Source organism: Micromonospora sp. NPDC048898 (genome assembly GCF_043198035.1).
Lineage (GTDB): Bacteria > Actinomycetota > Actinomycetes > Mycobacteriales > Micromonosporaceae > Micromonospora.
On sequence record NZ_JBICUF010000001.1, the window covers coordinates 1,063,191 to 1,083,214 of the forward strand.

A 20,024-nucleotide genomic window follows, 5' to 3' on the forward strand; every position below is an offset into this window, starting at 1 on the left:
CCCCCGAGGCTTCCCGTGCTCAGGCCGAACGGTAGCGCGGGAACGCGCCGGCGCCGGCGTAGCGCGCCGCGTCGGCCAGCTCCTCCTCGATCCGGAGCAACTGGTTGTACTTCGCGACCCGGTCCGAGCGGGCCGGTGCGCCGGTCTTGATCTGGCCGCAGCCGGTGGCCACCGCCAGGTCGGCGATGGTGGTGTCCTCGGTCTCGCCGGAGCGGTGGCTCATCATGCACTTGAAGCCGGCCCGGTGGGCCAGGTCCACCGCGTCCAGGGTCTCGGTCAGCGAACCGATCTGGTTGACCTTCACCAGGACCGCGTTGGCCGACTTCTCCGCGATGCCACGGGCGATGCGCTGCGGGTTGGTCACGAACAGGTCGTCACCGACGATCTGCACCCGGTCGCCGATCGAGGCGGTCAGCGTCTGCCAGCCACTCCAGTCGTCCTCCGCCAGCGGGTCCTCGATCGACACGATCGGGTAGTCACCGGCCAGCTTGGTGTAGTAGTTGCTCATCTCCTCGGCGGACTTCGCAGCACCCTCGAACGTGTAGGTGCCGTTGTCGAAGAACTCCGTGGCCGCCACGTCGAGCGCGAACACGATGTCGGTGCCGAGCCGGTAACCGGCCTTCTCGACCGCCTCGGCGATCAGGTCCAGGGCTGCCGCGTTGGTCGGCAGATTCGGCGCGAAGCCACCCTCGTCGCCGAGCCCGGTCGACAGGCCCTTCTTCTTCAGCACCGACTTCAGCGCGTGGTAGACCTCGGCGCCCGAGCGCAGCGCCTCCCGGAAGGTGGGCGCACCGATCGGCGCGACCATGAACTCCTGGATGTCGACGTTCGAGTCGGCGTGCGCGCCACCGTTGAGGATGTTCATCATCGGCACCGGCAGGAGGTGGGCGTTCGGGCCGCCCAGGTAACGGAAGAGGCTCAGCTCGGCGCTGCCGGCAGCGGCCTTCGCCACCGCCAGGGAGACCCCGAGGATGGCGTTCGCGCCCAGCTCCGACTTGCTGTCGGTGCCGTCGATGTCGAGCATCTTCTGGTCGATCAGCCGCTGCTCGCTGGCCTCGTACCCGATGATCTGGTCGACGATCTTGTCTTCGACGTTGGAGACCGCCTTCTCCACGCCCTTGCCCTGGTAGCGGTCGGCGTCACCGTCGCGCAGTTCGATCGCCTCGAAGGCGCCGGTGGAGGCGCCGGAGGGCACGGCGGCGCGGGCGACCGTGCCGTCGTCCAGGCCGACCTCGACCTCGACCGTGGGGTTGCCCCGCGAGTCGAGAATCTCCCGGGCGACGATTCCCTCGATGGTTGCCACTAAGTCGCTCCTCGTTGTTGTGATCCGGTCCGTGGGTGGGCCGCGACGGTGCGGCTGAGGCAGGTGTTGAACGCAGCGTATCGGGCCGCGCGAACGGGCACGGCGTCGCCCGCGCACCCGAGTCGCCCCGCGTTGACGGACATTCCCGGATTTCCGGGCGTCAACCGGCAACGGGTTTGCGCTGCGCGGACCAGATCCACCAGGCTGGTCGCCATGCCCGCCGCCTCGACCACTCTCCGCATGCTCGCCGTGTCGGTCATCGCGTCGCTCACGGTCACCGGCTGTCAGACATTCGAGGACGCCGGTGTCGCCATGGGTCGCTCGGAACTCGTCAACGACCTCGCCGCCCGGCTCGACCGGGCGCTGGAGTTGACCTACTCGGCCGACTACCAACTCCCGGGCGGCCAGAGCGCCGCCATCGTGCAGGCGCAGGACCCGGCCAGGTCCGCGTACACCTACCCGGGTGGGCGACTCACCGTCACCCCGGAGGCCATCACCCGGTGTACGACCACCGGCACCCGCCCCGCGTGCACGGTGCTCGCCCCGCCCACCCCGGGCAGCAAACCCACGGTGACGCTCTTCGGCGAGGCCAACCGCCAGGGCCTCGTCACCCCGCCGGTGGTGGTCGGGCTGCTGACCGCCGCCGCGCTCGACCCGCAGGCCGTCATCAGGCAGAGCGACACCACAGTCGCCGGGCACCACGCCGCCTGCGTCGAGGTGCAGAGCTCGTCCGGCGACTTCACCGCCTGCGTGACGACCGAGGGCGTGCTCGGCAGCTTCGTCGGGCCGGTCGACGGCAAGCCGGTGGACCTGGCGCTGAGCCGTTACTCCGCGACTGTCGACACGGGTGCGTTCGACCCGCCCACCGGCGCCGGTGTCGTGGACCGTCGCCCCGGCGGCTCGTGACCGACCGGACGGCTGGGCCCACACCAGGGCGCGGTGGGTTTCGGCCGGGAGCCGACCGGAGCCGCCCGCCGGCACCCGGTGACCTGGCCCTGCCGGTCACCGGGACGAAGCTGCTGACCGGCACCGACGGCCGACCGCTGCGGGTGGTCGACCTGCCCGCCGACACCGACTGGGTGCCGCTGGGCACCCTCGACGGAACACCCGCGTGGGCCACCGAGCTGTCCACCGCCGACGGCCTGCCCGGCCGGGCGCGCGGCTGGGCCTCGCTCGCCGCCGAGGTGCCAGAGCCACACGCCACGCTCGCCGGCCGGGCGTTGGCGGTGCTGACGTGGCGGCGTACCCACCGGTGGTGCGGTGCCTGCCGTGCCGAGCTGACCGACCTGCCCGGCGAGACCGCCCGACGATGCCCCGACTGCGACCTGTACGTGCCGATGCAGCTCTCCGCCGCGGTGCTGGTGGCGATCACCCGGCCGGGCCCGGCCGGTCACGCAGACGAGCTGCTGCTGGTCCGGCACGCGACCGGGCCGACCGGGCTGTGGGCACTGGTGGCTGGCTTCGTCGAGGCCGGCGAGACACTGGAGGCGGCGGTGCACCGGGAGGTTGGCGAGGAGGTCCGGCTGCCCGTGGACGGACTGGCCTACTTCGGCAGTCAGCCGTGGGCGATCTCCGGCCCCGGTGTGCTGCTCGCCGGGTTCACCGCCCGTGCCGCGGACCCGCACGCCGAACCGGTGGTCGATGGCGAGGAACTGACCCAGGCTCGGTGGTTCGGCCTGGACGCGCTGCCGGCGGAACTGCCGCCCGCGTACTCCATCTCGCGCTGGCTGATCGACGCGACGGTGACCGCCCGGCGGCGCTGACCCGCGCGCTCCGCGCCGTGTCTAGACCTCCAGGAGGGTTCTCAGGTGGCGCGGGGGCGGGCAGTCGTGGGCGAGCATGGCGTCGTGCCAGTCGCGGACCGACACGCCGTCCGGACGGGCGGCGGCGATCTCGGCGACCTCGCTGTAGCCGACGAAGTAGGTGGAGAGCTGGGTGGAGGTGAGCAACGCCCGGCGCCACTTACCGGCCGCCTCGCCCTCCTCCTGGAAGCCGCGCCCGGTCATCAACGCCATCGCCTCGGCCTCGGACAGGTCCTCGGCGTGCACCAACTGGTCGAGCAGCGCGTTGATGGTCATCCGCAGCTGCATCTTGAGTTGCTGCAACCGCACCGGCAGGCCGCCGAAGCCGAGCCCCGCCATCAGCTCCTCCGCGTACACCGCCCAGCCCTCGATGAACGGGCCGGACTCGGCCAGTGCCCGGACCCGGGTGCCACCGACGTAGCGGCGGGCGTGCGCGAGCTGGAGGAAGTGCCCCGGCATCGCCTCGTGCACCGTCAGATTGCGGATCATGTGGTCGTTGTACTCGCGGTAGAACGACTCGACCCGGTGCGCCGGCCAGTCCGACGGGGTGGGCGCGATGCAGTAGAAGGTGGGCACGTCCGCGGTCTCCAGCGGGCCGGGCGAGTCGCAGTAGGCCACCGCGACACCACGCGCGAACTCCGGCATCTCCTGGATCACGCACTTGTCGCCGACGAGCGTGACCAGGTCGTGCGCGCGGACGAAGTCGGTGGCGTCATCCAGGGTCACGCCGGCCAGCTCGACGATTGTCGCGTCGTTCGGGTGCTCGGCGGCGAGCAGGTCCAGCGCCTGGCGTACCGCCGCGTCGTCGGCCCGACCACCGACCAGCTCGACGGCCGCCTCGCGGATCTCGGCGGTGACCCGGTCCAGGTTGGCCCAGGCGCGGCGCTGGATCTCGGCGGCGCCCAGCTCGGTGTCCAGGGTGTGCCAGAGGCGGGCCTCCCAGCGACGGCGGCCCAGTCGCGGATCACGGCCGGGGCCGGTGTCGGCGGCCAGGCCGGCCCGCAGCCAGGCGACGAACTCCTCAAGCGCGGCGATCGCCGCGGTCGCCGCCGGCTCGACCCGGTCGAGCTGGCTCGGCGCCTGGGCGAGCAGCGCCGGCAGCTCGTCGCGGATCAGCGCCGCCGTGCCGGTGAACTGCCCGACCGCCGTCTCCGCGTGGATCCGCGGCATGTCCCGCAGCGTCGCGCGGGCGGTGGCGAGAGCATCCGGTACGGCGGAGAGCCGGCCGGCCAGTTGGGTCAGCCGCACCTCCGCCGGGGCGTACGGGCGGGCGAGCAGGGCGTGCAGCAGTGGGCCGGGGTTGTGGCGCAACGGATCCCACTCGTGCGACCGGATCTCGGTCAGCTCGAACAGCTCCCGATCCACGAATGAGGTGAGCAGCGCGTGGTCGACCTGCTCGTCGACGTCGAGCGAGTCCGGATCCAGTTCGGACAGCGCGTTGGCCGCGTCGGAGAGCATCGCCCGATCGGCCGTGAGCGCGTCGGCGGAGAGATCCGGCAGCCGGTCGTCGAACCGGTGATCCCCCGCCGAGGTGGCAACCCCCGGCCGCGACTCCAGCAGAGCCTCGACAACCCGCTCAGCCAGTACCCCAAACGCTTCCACCGGCCCACCCTACCGACCGTGCCCGTCACCCTCGGTTGATCATGAAGTTATTGCCATCCACCTCGGCGTGTCGCGGCAATAACTTCATGATCAACGCGGGTCTGCGGGTGGGGGTGGGGGTTCGGCTTTGCGGATGACCTCGGCGTGGGCGAGGGTGGTGCGGCGCAGGGCTGCTTCGGGGTCGATTCCTGCCTCGCGGGCCGCCGCGACCGCGGCCAGCAGGCTGGCGCCGAGTCTCGCTTCGGCGTCCACCTCGGCGTCGGCCACCGGGAGTGGGACCTCGATGCCTCGGCGACCGGCGCGGTCCAGGATCTGCGCGGCCAGGGCCAGCGCGGGCTGGCTCAGGGCCACACCGTCCAGCACCGAGTTGCGTGCCTTCTCCGCGCGCTTGATCCGCTCCCAGTTCTCGGTGATCTCCTCCAGCGTGCCCGCCTCCGCCCCGGCGAAGACGTGCGGGTTGCGCCGGATCATCTTGTCGACCAGGCCACCCGCCACGTCGTCGATGCTCCACCGCTCGTCCTCGGGCAACTCCTCGGCGAGCCGCGCGTGCAGGACCACCTGCAACAGGACGTCGCCCAACTCCTCGCGCAGCGCGTCGGTGTCGTCGGCGCTGATCGCGTCGTACGCCTCGTAGCTCTCCTCCAGCAGATAACCCGCGAGGCTGCGGTGCGTCTGGGCCCTCTTCCACGGGTCACCGCCCGGCGAGGCGAGTCGGTCCAACACGGCCACCGCGTCGAGCAGCCGGGCGCCCGGCGGGTCCCACGAGCCGTACATCAGCTCCATCTCGGCCAGCCCCGGCTGCCGGGCCAGCCGCAGACCCAACTCCCGGGCCAGCGCCTCGTCGCCGGCCGGGCCGGCCAGCCACACCACCGTGCCGTGCGTCGCCACCGCATCCAGCAGCGGCTGCGTCGCCGGACCGTCCACAACTGTCACGTCGGCGCCCGCCTGGCGCACGGCCGTGGTCATCTCGCTCTCCGCACCTGTCAACACCGGGTGCTGGCGTACGACGTCCCAGGCCGCGGAGGTCAGCAGGCCGGCCGGGAGCCGGGGTGAGGTGACCAGCAGGACGATCCGTGCCGTCATGCTCAGCTGGCCGTGCCCTCGGTGCCCGGGCCGGCGTCGGGGCCAGCGCCTGGGCCGGCGTCCGGGTCAGCGGTCGACGACACGGGCTCCGGGGTGGAGATGTCGGTGACCGGGCCGTCCTCGTTGATGAACGGCAGCGAATAGAAGATCAGCGACTGACCGTTACTCACCACCGACGGCACCCCGACCGCCCGGTAGCGCGGGTTGATCGACACGTCGACCCGATCCGCCTCCGCCTCCAGAGCGGCGCTGAGGGCGGTGGCGCTGCGCACGAAGCCACCGTCGCCGAACGCCTTGCGGACGTCGGCCACCGACATGCCGCCGTCGATCGCCCCGGCCTTCGCGAGGGCGTCGTAGACGGCCATCAGCGAGTCGTCGCTCAGCTCGGCCGGCGGGAGCTGCTGGTTGAGCACCTGAAGCATGTCGATCCACTCGCCCCAGAGCGTGGCGTACTCGGTGGTGGCCGGCACCCGCAGGTTCTGTTCGAGCTGCTGCGGGGTGATCTCGTCGGGCACCTGCACGTTCTTCGTCGCCACGAGCCGCTTGCCCAGATCCAGGCTGACCAGCAGGTCGACCACGTCCTGGCGAGTGATCTTGGAGCGCAACTGCTCCGGCGACGGCGTCGCACCCGCCTGGACCGCCTGCTGCCGGACCGTCTCGCCGTACTTCGCCTGCACGTCGTCGTAGATCGCGTCGACCCGATCCAGTGAATAGGTGGTGTCACCGACGTACGCGGCGACGTCCGGCGCGGACCTGCCGCAGGCAGCGAGGGAAAGGACACCCAGGGCCGCGACGCTGGCGGCGGCGATCACACGGCGAGCACGCATGCCCGTCACTCTCTCATGCCCACGTCCGTGCGGTGACGGCCCCCACCGCACACCGGTCTCCGCCACACCCCGCCGCACGCTGCCTCCCGCCCAACGCTGACTCCCGCCGCCGCTGGCTCCCGCCGCCGCTGGCTCCCGCCTCAGCCCGCCGCGACGGCGAGCGGGGCGGGGGCACCCAGCACATCGGAGAGCAACTGCGCGCACCACTGGAGCAACGCCTGATCACGCAACGGCTCGCCACCGACCCGACGGGTGCTCGGGCGGGGCACGCTGACCTGGTCGGTGGCCTGCTTGTAGACGGCGTCCGGGTGGTAGCGCTTGAGCCGCATCTGCTTGGAATCCGGCAGGGGCAGCGGGCCGAACCGCACGTGCTTGCCCTGCATGGACACGTCGGTCAGGCCGTACCGGCGGGCCAGCAGGCGGAACCGGGCCACCTCCACCAGGTTCTGTACCGGGGCCGGCGGCTCGCCGTACCGGTCGGTCATCTCGGCGATCACCTCGGTCAGGCGCTCCTCGTCGCGGGCCTCGGCGAGCTTGCGGTACATCTCCAGGCGCAGCCGTTCCACGCTCACGTAGTCGTGCGGCAGGTGCGCGTCGATCGGCAGGTCGATCTTGACGTCGGGCTCGTCCTCCACCCGCTCACCCTTGAACGCGGAGACCGCCTCGCCGACCATCCGCACGTACAGGTCGAAGCCGACCCCCTCGATGTGCCCGGACTGCTCGCCGCCGAGCAGGTTGCCGGCGCCCCGGATCTCCAGGTCCTTCATCGCCACGTACATGCCGGCGCCCAGCTCGGTGTGCTGGGCGATGGTCGCCAGCCGCTCGTGGGCGTGCTCGGTGAGCGGCTTCTCCGGCGGGTAGAGGAAGTACGCGTACGCCCGCTCGCGGCCCCGGCCGACCCGGCCACGGATCTGGTGCAACTGGGCCAGGCCGAGCAGGTCGGCACGCTCCACGATCAGCGTGTTGGCGTTCGGGATGTCGATGCCCGACTCGACGATCGTGGTGCAGACCAGAACGTCGAACTCCTTCTCCCAGAAGCCGACCATGACCTTCTCCAGGGCGTCCTCACCCATCTGGCCGTGCGCCACCGCGACCCGCGCCTCCGGCACCAACTCCCGCAGCCGCCGCGCCGCCCGGTCGATCGACTCGACCCGGTTGTGCAGGTAGAAGACCTGCCCGTCGCGCAGCAACTCGCGGTGGATGGACGCGGCCACCTGCCTGTCGTCCTGCGCGCCGACGAAGGTGAGCACCGGGTGCCGCTCCTCCGGCGGGGTGGCGATCGTGGACATCTCCCGGATGCCGGTGATCGCCATCTCCAGGGTCCGTGGAATCGGGGTGGCCGACATGCTCAGCACGTCGACAGACGCGCGCAGCGTCTTCAGGTGCTCCTTGTGCTCGACGCCGAAGCGCTGCTCCTCGTCGACGATCACCAGCCCGAGCTGCTTGAACCGGGTGGCCGTCTGCAACAGCCGGTGGGTGCCGATCACGATGTCGACGGTGCCGTCGGCGACCATCTCCAGCGTCCGCTCGGTCTCCTTCGGGGTCTGGAACCTCGACAGCTGCCGGATCTGCACCGGGAACTGGCTCATCCGCTCGGCGAACGTGTTGTAGTGCTGCTGCACCAGCAACGTCGTCGGCACCAGCACCGCCACCTGCTTGCCGTCCTGCACGGCCTTGAACGCCGCCCGTACCGCGATCTCGGTCTTGCCGTAGCCGACGTCGCCGCAGATCAGCCGGTCCATCGGGACGGTCTGCTCCATGTCCCGCTTGACCTCGTCGATCGCGGCGAGCTGGTCCGGCGTCTCCTGCCAGGGGAAGGCGTCCTCCAGCTCGCGTTGCCACGGGGTGTCCGGGCCGAACGAGTGGCCCTTGGACGCCTTGCGTGCGGCGTACAGCTGGATGAGCTGCGCGGCGATCTCCCGGACCGCCTTGCGGGCCCGCGCCTTGGACTTCTGCCAGTCCGAGCCGCCCATCTTGTGCAGGGTCGGCTGCTCGCCGCCCACGTAGCGGGAGAGCTGGTCGAGCTGGTCGGTCGGCACGAACAGGCGGTCGCCGGGCTGGCCCCGCTTGCTGGCCGCGTACTCGATGACCAGGTATTCGCGGCTGGCGCCGTTGACTGTGCGCTGCACCAGCTCCACGTAGCGGCCGATGCCGTGCTGCTCGTGCACCACGTGGTCGCCGGCCTTGAGCTCCAGCGGGTCGATGGTGTTGCGTCGCCGGCTCGGCATCTTGCGCATGTCCCGGGTCGAGGTGCCCCGACCACCTGTCACGTCGTTGCCGGTGAGCAGCACGAAACGGGACGCCTCGTCGACGAACCCACTGGTCAGCGCGCCACAGGTCACCACCAGCTCACCCGGGACGGGTGCGGTCGGCACCTCCTCGGTCAACCGCGCGCCCAGGCCGGCGTCGCGCAGCACCTCCACCGCACGCTGGGCCGGGCCGTGCCCCTCGAAGACCAACGCGATCGACCAGCCCTCGCCGGCCCAGCGCTTGAGGTCGTCGACCACCCGCGACGTTTCGCCGTGGTAGAGCGGGGCCGGCTGGGCGGACAGGGTCACCGCGATGGCGTCGTCCGGAGTGACGGCGGTCTCCTCCGGCGCGTCCTCCCAGGGCTGCCGCGCCTCGGCGGTGTCGGTCTCCACCAGTCCGAACGGGGACAGCGTCCACCACGGCTGGCCAAGCTTGCCGGCGGCGGCACGCACCTCGCCGAGGGTGCGGAAGGCGGCGGCGCCGACGTCCACCGGGGCCTGACCGCCGACCGCGGCGGCAGCCCAACTGGCCTGCAAGAACTCCTCCGAGGTACGCACCAGGTCGTGCGCCCTCGTGCGGATCCGCTCCGGATCACAGAGCAACACGTGGGTGCCGGCCGGCATGGCGTCCAGCAGCAACTCCAGCGAGTCGGGCCCGACCAGCACCGGCGCCAGCGACTCCATGCCCTCCACCGGGATGCCCTCGGCCAGCTTGTCCAGGATCTCGGCCAGCTCGGGGTGTTGCTCGGCGAGCGCGGCGGCCCGGTCCCGGACCGCCGGGGTGAGCAGCAGCTCACGGCAGGGCGGTGCCCAGAGCAGCGGAACCTGCTCGATGGTCCGCTGGTCGGCGACGGCGAAGGTGCGGATCTCCTCCACCTCGTCGCCCCAGAACTCGACCCGGGACGGGTGCTCGTCGGTGGGCGGGAAGACGTCCAGGATGCCGCCGCGCACCGCGAACTCGCCGCGCTTGGTGACCAGGTCGACCCGGGCGTACGCCATGTCGACCAGGCGGTGGGCGACCTCCTCCAGGTCCGCCTCCTCCCCTGCGGCGAGCTGCACCGGCTCCAGGTCGCCGAGCCCCTTGAGCTGCGGTTGGAGCAGTGAACGGACCGGGGCCACGACCACCCGCAGCGGCCCGGTGCCGCCGTGCGCGTCGGTCGCCTCCGGGTGTGCGAGCCGGCGCAGCACAGCCAGCCGACGACCCACCGTGTCCGAGCGTGGGGAGAGCCGCTCGTGCGGCAGCGTCTCCCACGATGGGAAGACCACCACCTGCTCCGCAGGCAGCAACCCACCCAACGCGGCGGCCAGGTCGTCGGCCTCGCGGGTGGTGGCGGTCACGGCGAGCACCGGCCGCCCGGCACCGTCGTTGTCCGCGGCGACAGCCGCGACGGCGAACGGGCGCAGCGCGGCGGGGGCGGTGATGTCGAGGCCGTCGACCTGGGCGGCACCGGAGCGCGCCAGGTCACGCGCGCGGGTCAGCCCCGGGTCGGCCAGGGCGGCGGAGAACAGACCGGTGAGCAAGGGAAACCTTCCAGGGGAGTCGACGCACACGACGGCGGCCCCGCGTCCAGCCGGACGAGGGGTGCACGACGACAAGCCTATCCCCGCGCACCGACACACGACCCCTTCCGTCGAGGTCCGCGTCGCGTCGCGCTCGACACCCCACCCGCGAACCCGTTCGCCCAGGCATGCGCCAGGCTGCCGCGCCCCGACACACACGCCCACGCCGCGGAACCCCGGTCCGGGCCACGCCCCCGCGTCGCGGAACCCCGGATCCGCGCCACGCCCCCACGCCCCGATGCCCCGCGCCCGCAGCCCTCGCGCCTCGCGCACCCGCGCCCAGCCCCCGCACCTCACACACCCGCGCCCAGCCTCACGCCTCACGCCTCACGCATTCGCGCCCAGCCCCCACACCTCACGCACCTGACACCTTCCCCAAGATCCGCGCAACTTCTCGGAAACTGCTTCCGGGACGCGGGAGGCAGCAGTTTCCCCGATGTTGTGCGGATCTTGGCGGCGAGCGCACACGTGGCCACCTGGGGAGGGGCCGCTCGCACTGCCGCTCTCGCTTGCCGCCTCAAGATCGTGCTCGATCCAGGATGTCAACGCCGTTGCGTTAGGTGGAACGGCTGTTCGTCGACCAGCACTGCCTCGCCGATCATGGAGTTGTGGTGGGTAACAGAACGCCCGTAAAACCCCCAAAGTCGGCACCACAACTCCATGATCGCCAAGCCGGGCCCAACCCGCTCCCCGATCGGGGCACTTCCTGTCCCGGCTTGACCCGCCGGCTACAGCCCTAACGCAACGGTGTTGTCCAGGATGTAGTGGCCTCCAGGCCGAGGGAACCCACTCTTTCCTGGATCGAGCGTGATCTTCTCCGATCGCGGTGCGAACCTCACCAGCGGAAGCGTGGATCTTGACCGGTGGGTGGTGTCTGTGGTCGGGTTTTGTGATGGGGCAGTGGCGGGCACAGTTCGACGCGCAGGTGAGCTTCGCCAACGGCGGCGGGCTGCGTACCGAGGAGTTCCGGCTGGACATTCCGGGTCCGGAGATCAGCGACGACGACCTGGCGGCGTTGTTCGTCCGGCACCTCGGGCTGCTGATGGTCGCCGAGGTCCGGATCAGCGCGAAGACGATCATCGAAGAGTCGCACAAGGGTGGCCGGGGCGTCGGCGTCGAGGAGTCCGGCTCCGATCGTCGACTTGTCGAGTTGAGCCATGTGATCAGCGACGGGATGAGCACCCTGCCCGGCTGGCCGGCACCGCGGATCAGTGACTGGCTGACCTTCGCGGCGTCCCGGGCGAACTACGCGCCGGGCACCGAGTTCCACGTGGCCCGGATCGACATGATCGCCAACACCGGCACGTACCTGGACACCCCCGCCCACCGCTGGGCCGGCGGCGACGACCTGGCCGGGGTGTCACTGAGCCGCCTCGCCGACCTGCCCGGTGTGGTCGTTCGCGTGCCGGCCGGCACGCGGGCCGTGGACCGGCTGATGTTGGCGCCGTACGAGGTGGCGGGGTGTGCGGTGCTGCTACACACGGGCTGGGACGTGCACTTCGGCACCGAACGGTACGGTGCGCCGGAGGCGCCCTACCTGACCGGGGACGCCGCCCAGGCGCTGGCCGACGCTGGCGCCGCCCTGGTCGGCATCGACTCGATCAACATCGACGACATGAGTCCGGCGGCCGACGGCGTACGCCCCGCACACAGCACCCTGCTCGCCGCCGGCATCCCGATCGTGGAGCACCTGACCGGCCTGGACGCGCTGCCGCCGAGCGGATTCCGGTTCACGGCGGCCCCACCGAGGGTGGCCGGCATGGGCACCTTCCCGGTCCGCGCCTTCGCCCTCGTAACCCCCTGAACTCCGCCCTCCACCCCCGCGATCTTGCACTTTCTGTCCCGACGCAAGTGGCATATCCGCCCAGGTCGACGACAGAAAGTGCAAGATCGGCGGAGGTTGTGTCGGAGCGGCGGGTCAGGACCCGGCCTGGAGGTGGCGCAGCACCGCGATGACCCGGCGGTGGTCGCTCTCGGACCGGGGCAGGCCGAGCTTGCCGAAGATGCTGGTTATGTGTTTCTCCACCGCCCCCACGCTGAGGAACAGCGCGGCGGCGATCGCCACGTTCGACCGCCCCTGGGCCATCAGGGCCAGGACGGTCCGTTCCCGCTCGGAGAGGCCGGCCAACTCCTCGCCACCGCGGGCCGCACCGAGCAGTTGCGTCACCACCTCCGGGTCGAGCACTGTCGCCCCGGCGGCGACCCGGGTGAGCGCGTCGACGAACTCGCCGACCTCGGCGACCCGGTCCTTGAGCAGGTAACCGACTCCCCCGGCACCGCCGGCGAGCAACTGTGCCGCGTACCGGGTCTCCACGTACTGGGAGAAGAGCAGCACCGGCGCTCCGGGATGGGCCGCGCGGACGGCGAGCGCCGCCCGCAGCCCCTCGTCGGTGTACGTGGGCGGCATCCGGATGTCGATCACCGCGATGTCCGGCCGGTGCTCGTCGACGGCGGCCCGTAGCGCCTCCGGATCGGCCACGGCGGCGAGCACCCGGTGCCCCCGGTCGCTGAGCAGGTAGGTGAGCCCGTCGCGCAGGATCCCGGAGTCCTCGGCGAGGACCACTCGCAGCCCGGTCACGGCCGTACCGGGAGGTCCACGGTGACAAGCGTCGGCCCGCCGGGTGGGCTGTCTATCCGCATCGTGCCGTCCACGGTACGGGTTCGGTCACGCAGGCCGGCCAGCCCGCCGCCGGGCAGGGCGTGGGCCGTCGACCCGATCCGGGCTCCTCCGTCGCCGTCGTCGGAGACCCGCACCCGCAGCAGGCCACCCTCCTGGCGTACCTCGACTGTCGCCCGCCGGGCGGTGGAGTGTTTGGCGACGTTGGTGAGCAACTCGGCGACGCAGTAGTAGACGATCGTCTCCACGGCCGGCGACGGCCGCTCACGCAACGCGACCCGCAACGTGACGGGTACGGCGCCCCGGGCCACCAGGGTGGCCAGTGCCGCCTCCAACCCGTTGTCGAGCATCGGCGGGTGGATGCCCCGGGCCAGGTCCCGTAGGTCGGTGATCGCGGTCTTGGCGTCCCGGTGCGCGGTCTCCACGAGTGCCCGGGCTTCCGGCCCGACTCCGTCGGCGAGCTTCTCCTTGACCATGCCCAACTTCATGGCCAGGGCCACCAGTTGCGCCTGGGTGCCGTCGTGCAGGTCGCGTTCGATGCGGCGCAGCAGCGCGGCGGCGTCGTCGACGGCCAGGGCGCGGGTCCGTTCGAGGGTGTCGACCCGGTCGTCGAGACCGCTCGGGCCGAGCAGGCCGCGGATCAGCAACTCGTCCAGGAACAGTACGCCGCGCAGCAGCCAGGGGCCGGCGAGAAGCAGCCCGGCACCGATCCCGGCCAGCAGGAACGACCGGGGCCAGGTGTCGAAGAAGAAGTCCCCGAGTTGCAGGGCGGCGCGGTGCGGCCGGCCCATGCTGTCGGTGTTGACCGGCTGGATGAACTTCCACCAGAGCGGATGGCTGAGCAGGAACACCGGGTAGCAGAGGAAGACCGCGACCACCGCGGCCGCGAGCACGGTCACCGGCAGCTTGACGATCAGATAGGCCATCGCCCGCCACCCCGTGGCATCGCCCAGGCCGGCACGGACGTACCCCACCGGGCCGGGCCGTCGGCGGACCGGGCGTGGCGCGTCGACCCGCAGCCCGAGCGCCGCGCGGGCGAGAGCGCGGTGCAGCTGGCCCCAACCGCGAGCGCCGAGGACGCCCGAGGACAACAGCGGCAGGCCGAGCAGCGTCAGCGAGAGCAGGCCGCCGACCACGACCGTGAGAGCGGCGTACGCGAAGCCGACGACCGCCAGCGGCAGGCCGACCAGCACGTACCCGATCTGGTGGCGGAGTTGCCGTAGACGCGTCATCTGATCCTCCCGACCTGCCGGACGACACCACGGCGGGCGAGACCGTGCCGGTCGACACGACGCCGGACGCCAACGCGCCGGCTGATCGCGCGCCGACCCGCGCCGACCCGCGCCGACCCGCGCCGAAGTGTCCGCTCAGCATGCCGGGGCACGAGCCACCCGCCCAGCCGGGCAACCCGTCGTGATCTGTCGGGTTAACCCCACCCGACCGGCGGGAGATCCGCATTCACCCGCGCTCGGCACTTCGACAGGGTCGACGGGGACAGACGTCGTCACGTCGATGGGAGCAAGATCATGAAGCGTCAGCTGTGGGCCGTGGTGGTGTCGGTCGGCTCGTTGGTCGCCACACTCGCCGTCGCACCCCTGCCGGCTCGTGCCGGCCGACCAGGGGCGGAACGCCAGGCGATGGTCGCCGCGCTCGACCAACTGGTCGCGGACGGCTTCCCCGCCGCGGTGGCGTACGGCCGGGTGGAGGGCCGACGGTGGCAGGTGGCGGCGGGGATGGCCGACCGGGCCACCGGGGCGCGGGCCCGGCCGGACGACCGGTTCCGGATCGCCAGCAACACCAAGGCGTTCGTGTCGACAGTGCTGCTGCAACTGGTGGGCGAGGGTCGGTTGACCCTCGACGATCCGATCGAGCGGTGGCTCCCCGGGGTCGTCCGGGGCAACGGTAACGACGGTTCGACGATCACCGTCCGGCAGTTGCTCAACCACACGAGTGGCATCTGGGACCCGACCGGCGAACGGAGCTTCTGGGCGCCGTACCTCGACGACCACGACTGGGACCGGGTCATCGCACCCCGCACGGTGATCGCCCTGGCGGTGGCTCATCGACCGGACTTCGCCCCGGGCACCTCGTGGGGCTACTCGAACACGAACTACCTACTGGCCGGTCTGATCATCGAGGCGGTCACCGGCCGGGACGCGGCGACCGAGGTACGCCGGCGGATCATCGGCCCGCTGGGTCTGCGGCACACCTCGTTCCCGGTCACCGACCCGGAGATCCACGGTCGCCACCTGCACGGCTATGACCTGGCCGGGCGAGATGTGACCACGTTCAGCCCGTCCTACGACTGGACCGCCGGGGCGATGATCTCGACGGCGGCGGACCTGGCGCGGTTCCACCAGGCGCTTTTCGGCGGGCGACTGCTCGCGCCGGCACAGCAGCGCGCGTTGGAGACGCTGGTGGCCACCGACGACGGGCCGGACGGGTACGGGCTGGGCGTGCAACGAATGACGGTCCCCTGCGCCGCGGGCCCGACGTCGGTGTGGACGACCGACGGCGGCGGGCCGGGCTTCACCAGCATCGCGGCGACCAGCCTGGACAACTCCCGGCAGCTTGTCCTCGCCGGCAACGTCTACGACATCGACGCCGACGTTCGGGGCCTGCCGCCGGTGCCGGCGAGCGCGGGCGCCCTGGCCGCGCTGCGGTCGGTCCTCTGCGCGGCCGGCTGACACCCGCGGATTCCGGTGCACGCACCTCCCCACCGGGTGCGTGCACCGCGTGCAGGTCCCGTCAGTAACGCACCGAGATCCGGCGGTCGACGGCGTCGACAAGGATCTCGCCGCCGTACGGGATGATCAACTGCGGGTCGGTGTGACCGAGGTCGACGTCGAAGACCACCACCACCTCCGGGTTGTACGGCGTGCAGGCGCGGATGATCGCCTCCCGCTGGGCCGCGCCCCACGCCGAGCGCTCCGGCACCGACAGCGGTTTGTCGAAGTCCCACGCCTTCGGACGACCGACGACGATCGCCGCGAACGCGGCGATCAGGCCCCGCTCCCCCATGTTGCGCACGATCCGGAACACCTCCTGCGCGCTGGGCATCTCCTGTGAGGTCTCGACGACCAGCACGGCCCCGGCCAACTCGTCGACGGTCGGCACCCGGTCGGTGGCCATCAGCCAGTGCAGGATCTCCAGACAGCCACCCCAGGTGCGCCCCCGCACCACCCGTTCCGGTCCCCGCCAACGCCAGCCCTCGCCGGGCAGCATCTCCGGCTCGTACGCCAGCGTCTCGGGCTCGGTCCACGGGTTCGGCCGGTCACCCCAGGCGGGCGCGGGCGTCAGCGCGTACCAGTCGGAGCCGAACAGCGCGGCGCGCAGCGAGTCGAAGGTCAGCGGGTGCGGCGCGCCCGGCCGGCCGAGGTGCACCAGCACCGACCCGCCGTGGTAGGCGACGATGCCCAGCCGGTACAGGTGGTTGAGCACGTTGGTGTTGTCGGAGTAGCCGAAGTAGGGCTTCGGGTTGGCCCGCAACACGTCGTCGTCGAGGTGCGGGGTGACCGTGATCAGGTCGCTCCCGCCGACCGTGGCGAGCACTGCGGTGACGCTCGGGTCGGCGAAGGCGGCGGTCAGATCGCGGGCCCGGTCGCGCGGGTCCGCCCCCATGACCCGGGTGGTCGGATACTCCACCGGCTCCAGTCCGAACTCCTCGCGCAGCCGGCGCAGCCCCAACTCGTACACGTGGGGGAAGATCGCCGGTAGGCCGGCGGACGGTGAGACGACCGCGACCCGGTCGCCCGGACGCGGCTTGGGCGGGTAGCGCAGCGACACCATGATCAGAAGCTAACCGACCAGCCAAGCGGTTTTCGCCCGGTGGATCGCGAACCGCCGCTGGTCAGCGCGAGCCCGGTTCGGGACCGCCGGGCCGTCGCGGCCGGGCCCGGATCGTCCCGCCCCGGCCCCGGTCAGCCTCCGGCGGCCCCGGATCAACCCGAAACGGTGGCTGAGATCACGCCCGAAAACACCGCCCCGGGGGCAGTGGATCACCCGGGGGTCTCCAGACATACGGTGGGCGCGGATACCATCCAGTGAGTCGGACAGCGCTGTCCTTCGCATCCACGTGAGGGAGCGCACCCGTGACTGACCAGCACGACCACGACGGCCCCGACGCCGCGCTGCGTGCCGACATCCGCCGACTCGGCACCCTGCTCGGTCAGACCCTGGCCCGCCAGGAGGGTCGCCCCCTGCTCGACCTCGTCGAGGAGATCCGCGCCCAGGTCCGCAGCGACGCCCCGGCGGCCGCCCAGCGCCTCGGCGGGCTCGACGTGACCACCGGCACCAAGCTGGCCCGCGCCTTCTCCACCTACTTCCACCTGGCCAACATCACCGAGCAGGTGCACCGCGCCCGGGACCTGCGCCGCCGTCGCGCGGTGCAGGGCGGCTGGCTGGACCAGGCGGCCAAGATGATCGCCGAACGTGGGGTGCCGGCCGAGGAGATCGCCAACGCGGCACGTCGGCTGGCGGTCCGCCCGGTCTTCACCGCCCACCCGACCGAGGCGGCCCGCCGCTCGATCCTGTCCAAGCTGCGGGCGATCGCCGACGAGTTGGACACCGAGACCGCCAACGCGATCCTCTACGGCGCCAGCGACGAGGGCCCGGCCAACCGCCGCCTGGCCGAGTTGCTGGACCTGATGTGGCAGACCGACGAGCTGCGCCTCGACCGACCGGACCCGACCGACGAGGCCCGCAACGCCATCTACTACCTGCGCGACCTCTACGCCGAGGCCGCCCCGCAGGTGCTCGACGATCTGGCCGACACGCTGCGCACCCTCGGCGTGGAGACCTCGCCGACGGCCCGGCCGCTGAGCTTCGGCACCTGGATCGGCGGCGACCGCGACGGCAACCCGTTCGTCACCCCGGCGGTCACCCGCGAGGTGCTGACCATCCAGCACGAGCACGGCATCGCGGCCACCGAGAAGGCGATGGACCACCTGATCAACGAGGTCTCGGTCTCCCGCCGACTGCGCGGGGTGTCACTGGACCTCTCCGCCAGCCTCGCCGCCGACCTGGACGCCCTGCCCGAGGTGGCGACGCGGTTCCGGCGGGTCAACGCCGAGGAGCCGTACCGGCTCAAGGCGCGCTGCGTGAAGGCGAAGCTCGCCAACACCCGGCAACGCCTGCGCCAGGGCACCCCGCACGTGCCGGGCCGGGACTACCGGGGCTCCGCCGAGCTGATCGCCGACCTGGACCTGCTGCGCGCCTCGCTGGCCCGCAACTCCGGGCAGCTCACCGCCGTCGGCCGGTTGGCCTCGACCATCCGTACCGTCTCCGCGTTCGGCCTGCACCTGGCCACCATGGACGTCCGCGAGCACGCCGAGGCGCACCACGCGGTGCTCGCCCAGCTCTACGAGGCCGTCGGCGAGGTCTCCGACTACCCGGCGCTGAGCCGACTGGAACGCACCAAGCTGCTCGCCGACGAGCTGACCGGGCGGCGACCGCTGTCCACCCTCGACACCCCGCTCACCAAACCCACCCAGAAGACGTTCGACGTGTTCAGCACGATCCGAGAGGCCCAGGACCGGTTCGGCACCGAGGTCATCGAGTCGTACATCATCTCGATGACCATGGGCATCGACGACGTGCTGGCCGCGGTGGTGCTGGCCCGCGAGGCCGGCCTGGTGGACGTGCACAGCGGGCGCGCCCGGATCGGGTTCGTGCCGCTGCTGGAGACCCCGGCCGAGCTCAACGCCGGCGGCGAACTCCTCGACGACCTGCTGTCGCTGCCCGCGTACCGGGCGCTGGTGCGGGCCCGGGGCGACGTGCAGGAAGTCATGCTCGGCTACTCCGACTCCAACAAGGAAGCCGGGATCACCACCAGCCAGTGGTCGATCCACCGGGCGCAGCGCGCGCTGCGCGACGTGGCCGCCCGGCACGGGGTGCACCTGCGGCTGTTCCACGGCCGGGGCGGCACGGTCGGGCGCGGCGGCGGGCCGACGCACGAGGCGATCCTGGCTCAGCCGTACGGCACGCTGGACGGCGCGATCAAGGTGACCGAGCAGGGTGAGGTGATCTCCGACAAGTACACCCTGCCGTCCCTGGCCCGGGAAAATCTGGAGCTCACCCTCGCCGCGGTGCTCCAGGCGACCCTGCTGCACACCGCGCCCCGGCAGCCGGCCGAGATGCTGGAACGCTGGGACGCCACGATGGACGTGGTCTCCGAATCGGCGTACCGGTCCTACCGGTCCCTCGTCGAGGACCCGGACCTGCCGGCGTACTTCTGGGCGTCCACCCCCACCGAGCTGCTCGGCGCACTGAACATCGGCTCCCGGCCGGCGAAGCGCCCGAACACCGGCGCGGGGCTGTCCGGTCTGCGGGCCATTCCGTGGGTGTTCGGCTGGACGCAGACCCGGCAGATCGTGCCGGGCTGGTTCGGCGTCGGCTCCGGGCTGGCCGCCGCCCGCGAGGCCGGTCTGGCGGACGTGCTCGCCGAGATGCACCGCAACTGGCACTTCTTCCGCACGTTCCTGTCGAACGTCGAGATGATGGTGACCAAGACCGACCTGAGCATCGCCCGCCGGTACGTCGAGACCCTGGTCCCGAAGAAACTGCACCCGATCTTCGAACAGATCGAGCAGGAGTACGAGCTGACCAAGCGGGAGGTGCTGGCGGTGACCGCCTCGCCCGCCCTGCTGGAAAACTCGCCGGTGCTCCAGCGCACCCTGGCCGTCCGCGACACCTACCTGGAGCCGCTGCACCACCTCCAGGTGGCGCTGCTGCGGCAGTACCGGGAGTCCGGCGCCGCCGGGCGGGCGATCGCCACCGCCCCGGGCGGCCGACGCGCACCGAGCGACGGCACCGCCCTGGAACGCGCGCTGCTCACCACGGTCAACGGCATCGCCGCCGGAATGCGCAACACCGGCTGACGAACCCGGGGACGGGGGGGGGGGGGGGGGGCGCCCCCCCCCCCCCCCCGCCCCCCCCCCGCGCCGGAACCCAGTGGTTGTGGCGCGGGGCACGCCAAAAAAA

At 71.8% G+C, this 20,024-nt stretch carries 13 protein-coding genes; 5 read left to right on the forward strand and 8 right to left on the reverse strand.

What is annotated here, in order from left to right:
• Positions 1-19: 19 nt before the first annotated feature.
• Positions 20-1,303 carry a phosphopyruvate hydratase gene (gene eno, locus ACGFIQ_RS05005; protein ID WP_184181511.1) on the reverse strand — a complete coding sequence of 428 codons (1,284 nt, stop codon included), beginning with the start codon at positions 1,301-1,303 and terminating at the stop codon, positions 20-22.
• A 213-nt stretch (positions 1,304-1,516) separates the two neighbouring features.
• Here eno and ACGFIQ_RS05010 point away from each other — a divergent pair, with 213 nt between their 5' ends.
• Together ACGFIQ_RS05010 and nudC are read left to right on the forward strand one after the other, a co-directional pair.
• Positions 1,517-2,209, forward strand: coding sequence for a hypothetical protein (locus tag ACGFIQ_RS05010; protein ID WP_393239299.1), 693 nt, complete (start codon positions 1,517-1,519; stop codon positions 2,207-2,209).
• Positions 2,206-3,066, forward strand: a complete 861-nt coding sequence (gene nudC, locus ACGFIQ_RS05015; RefSeq protein ID WP_393239302.1) for an NAD(+) diphosphatase — start codon at positions 2,206-2,208, stop codon at positions 3,064-3,066. The genes ACGFIQ_RS05010 and nudC overlap by 4 nt, the downstream gene beginning before the upstream one ends.
• A gap of 21 nt (positions 3,067-3,087) precedes the next feature.
• Here the strand turns inward: nudC and ACGFIQ_RS05020 are convergent, their stop codons facing one another.
• From ACGFIQ_RS05020 to mfd, 4 genes are all read right to left on the reverse strand, one after another.
• Positions 3,088-4,707, reverse strand: coding sequence for a DUF885 domain-containing protein (locus ACGFIQ_RS05020; RefSeq protein WP_393239305.1), 1,620 nt, complete (start codon positions 4,705-4,707; stop codon positions 3,088-3,090).
• 90 nt (positions 4,708-4,797) lie between these two features.
• The gene (locus tag ACGFIQ_RS05025; protein ID WP_393239307.1) at positions 4,798-5,790 is read right to left on the reverse strand and encodes a nucleoside triphosphate pyrophosphohydrolase; all 993 of its coding nucleotides are present in this window, start codon (positions 5,788-5,790) and stop codon (positions 4,798-4,800) included.
• 2 nt (positions 5,791-5,792) lie between these two features.
• Entirely contained in the window at positions 5,793-6,617 is an 825-nt protein-coding gene (locus ACGFIQ_RS05030; protein ID WP_393239310.1) for a hypothetical protein, read from the reverse strand.
• A 140-nt stretch (positions 6,618-6,757) separates the two neighbouring features.
• A complete protein-coding gene (gene mfd, locus ACGFIQ_RS05035; protein ID WP_393239313.1) occupies positions 6,758-10,387 on the reverse strand; it encodes a transcription-repair coupling factor in 3,630 nt (1,209 codons plus the stop codon).
• Between the two features lie 931 nt (positions 10,388-11,318).
• On the opposite strand from mfd, the gene ACGFIQ_RS05040 reads away from it, so the two are divergent.
• A complete protein-coding gene (locus ACGFIQ_RS05040; protein ID WP_393239315.1) occupies positions 11,319-12,230 on the forward strand; it encodes a cyclase family protein in 912 nt (303 codons plus the stop codon).
• Between the two features lie 114 nt (positions 12,231-12,344).
• Here the strand turns inward: ACGFIQ_RS05040 and ACGFIQ_RS05045 are convergent, their stop codons facing one another.
• Together ACGFIQ_RS05045 and ACGFIQ_RS05050 are read right to left on the reverse strand one after the other, a co-directional pair.
• On the reverse strand, positions 12,345-12,995 hold the full coding sequence (locus ACGFIQ_RS05045) for a response regulator transcription factor (RefSeq protein ID WP_393240353.1): 651 nt from the start codon (positions 12,993-12,995) through the stop codon (positions 12,345-12,347).
• 5 nt (positions 12,996-13,000) lie between these two features.
• A complete protein-coding gene (locus tag ACGFIQ_RS05050; protein WP_393239318.1) occupies positions 13,001-14,275 on the reverse strand; it encodes a sensor histidine kinase in 1,275 nt (424 codons plus the stop codon).
• Positions 14,276-14,569: 294 nt separating this feature from the next.
• On the opposite strand from ACGFIQ_RS05050, the gene ACGFIQ_RS05055 reads away from it, so the two are divergent.
• Positions 14,570-15,730 carry a serine hydrolase domain-containing protein gene (locus tag ACGFIQ_RS05055; RefSeq protein ID WP_393239321.1) on the forward strand — a complete coding sequence of 387 codons (1,161 nt, stop codon included), beginning with the start codon at positions 14,570-14,572 and terminating at the stop codon, positions 15,728-15,730.
• Between the two features lie 61 nt (positions 15,731-15,791).
• On the opposite strand, the gene ACGFIQ_RS05060 is transcribed toward ACGFIQ_RS05055, so the two are convergent.
• A complete protein-coding gene (locus tag ACGFIQ_RS05060; protein WP_393239324.1) occupies positions 15,792-16,832 on the reverse strand; it encodes a S66 peptidase family protein in 1,041 nt (346 codons plus the stop codon).
• A 302-nt stretch (positions 16,833-17,134) separates the two neighbouring features.
• Here ACGFIQ_RS05060 and ppc point away from each other — a divergent pair, with 302 nt between their 5' ends.
• Positions 17,135-19,921, forward strand: coding sequence for a phosphoenolpyruvate carboxylase (ppc, locus tag ACGFIQ_RS05065; RefSeq protein WP_393239325.1), 2,787 nt, complete (start codon positions 17,135-17,137; stop codon positions 19,919-19,921).
• The last annotated feature ends 103 nt before the right edge of the window (positions 19,922-20,024 follow it).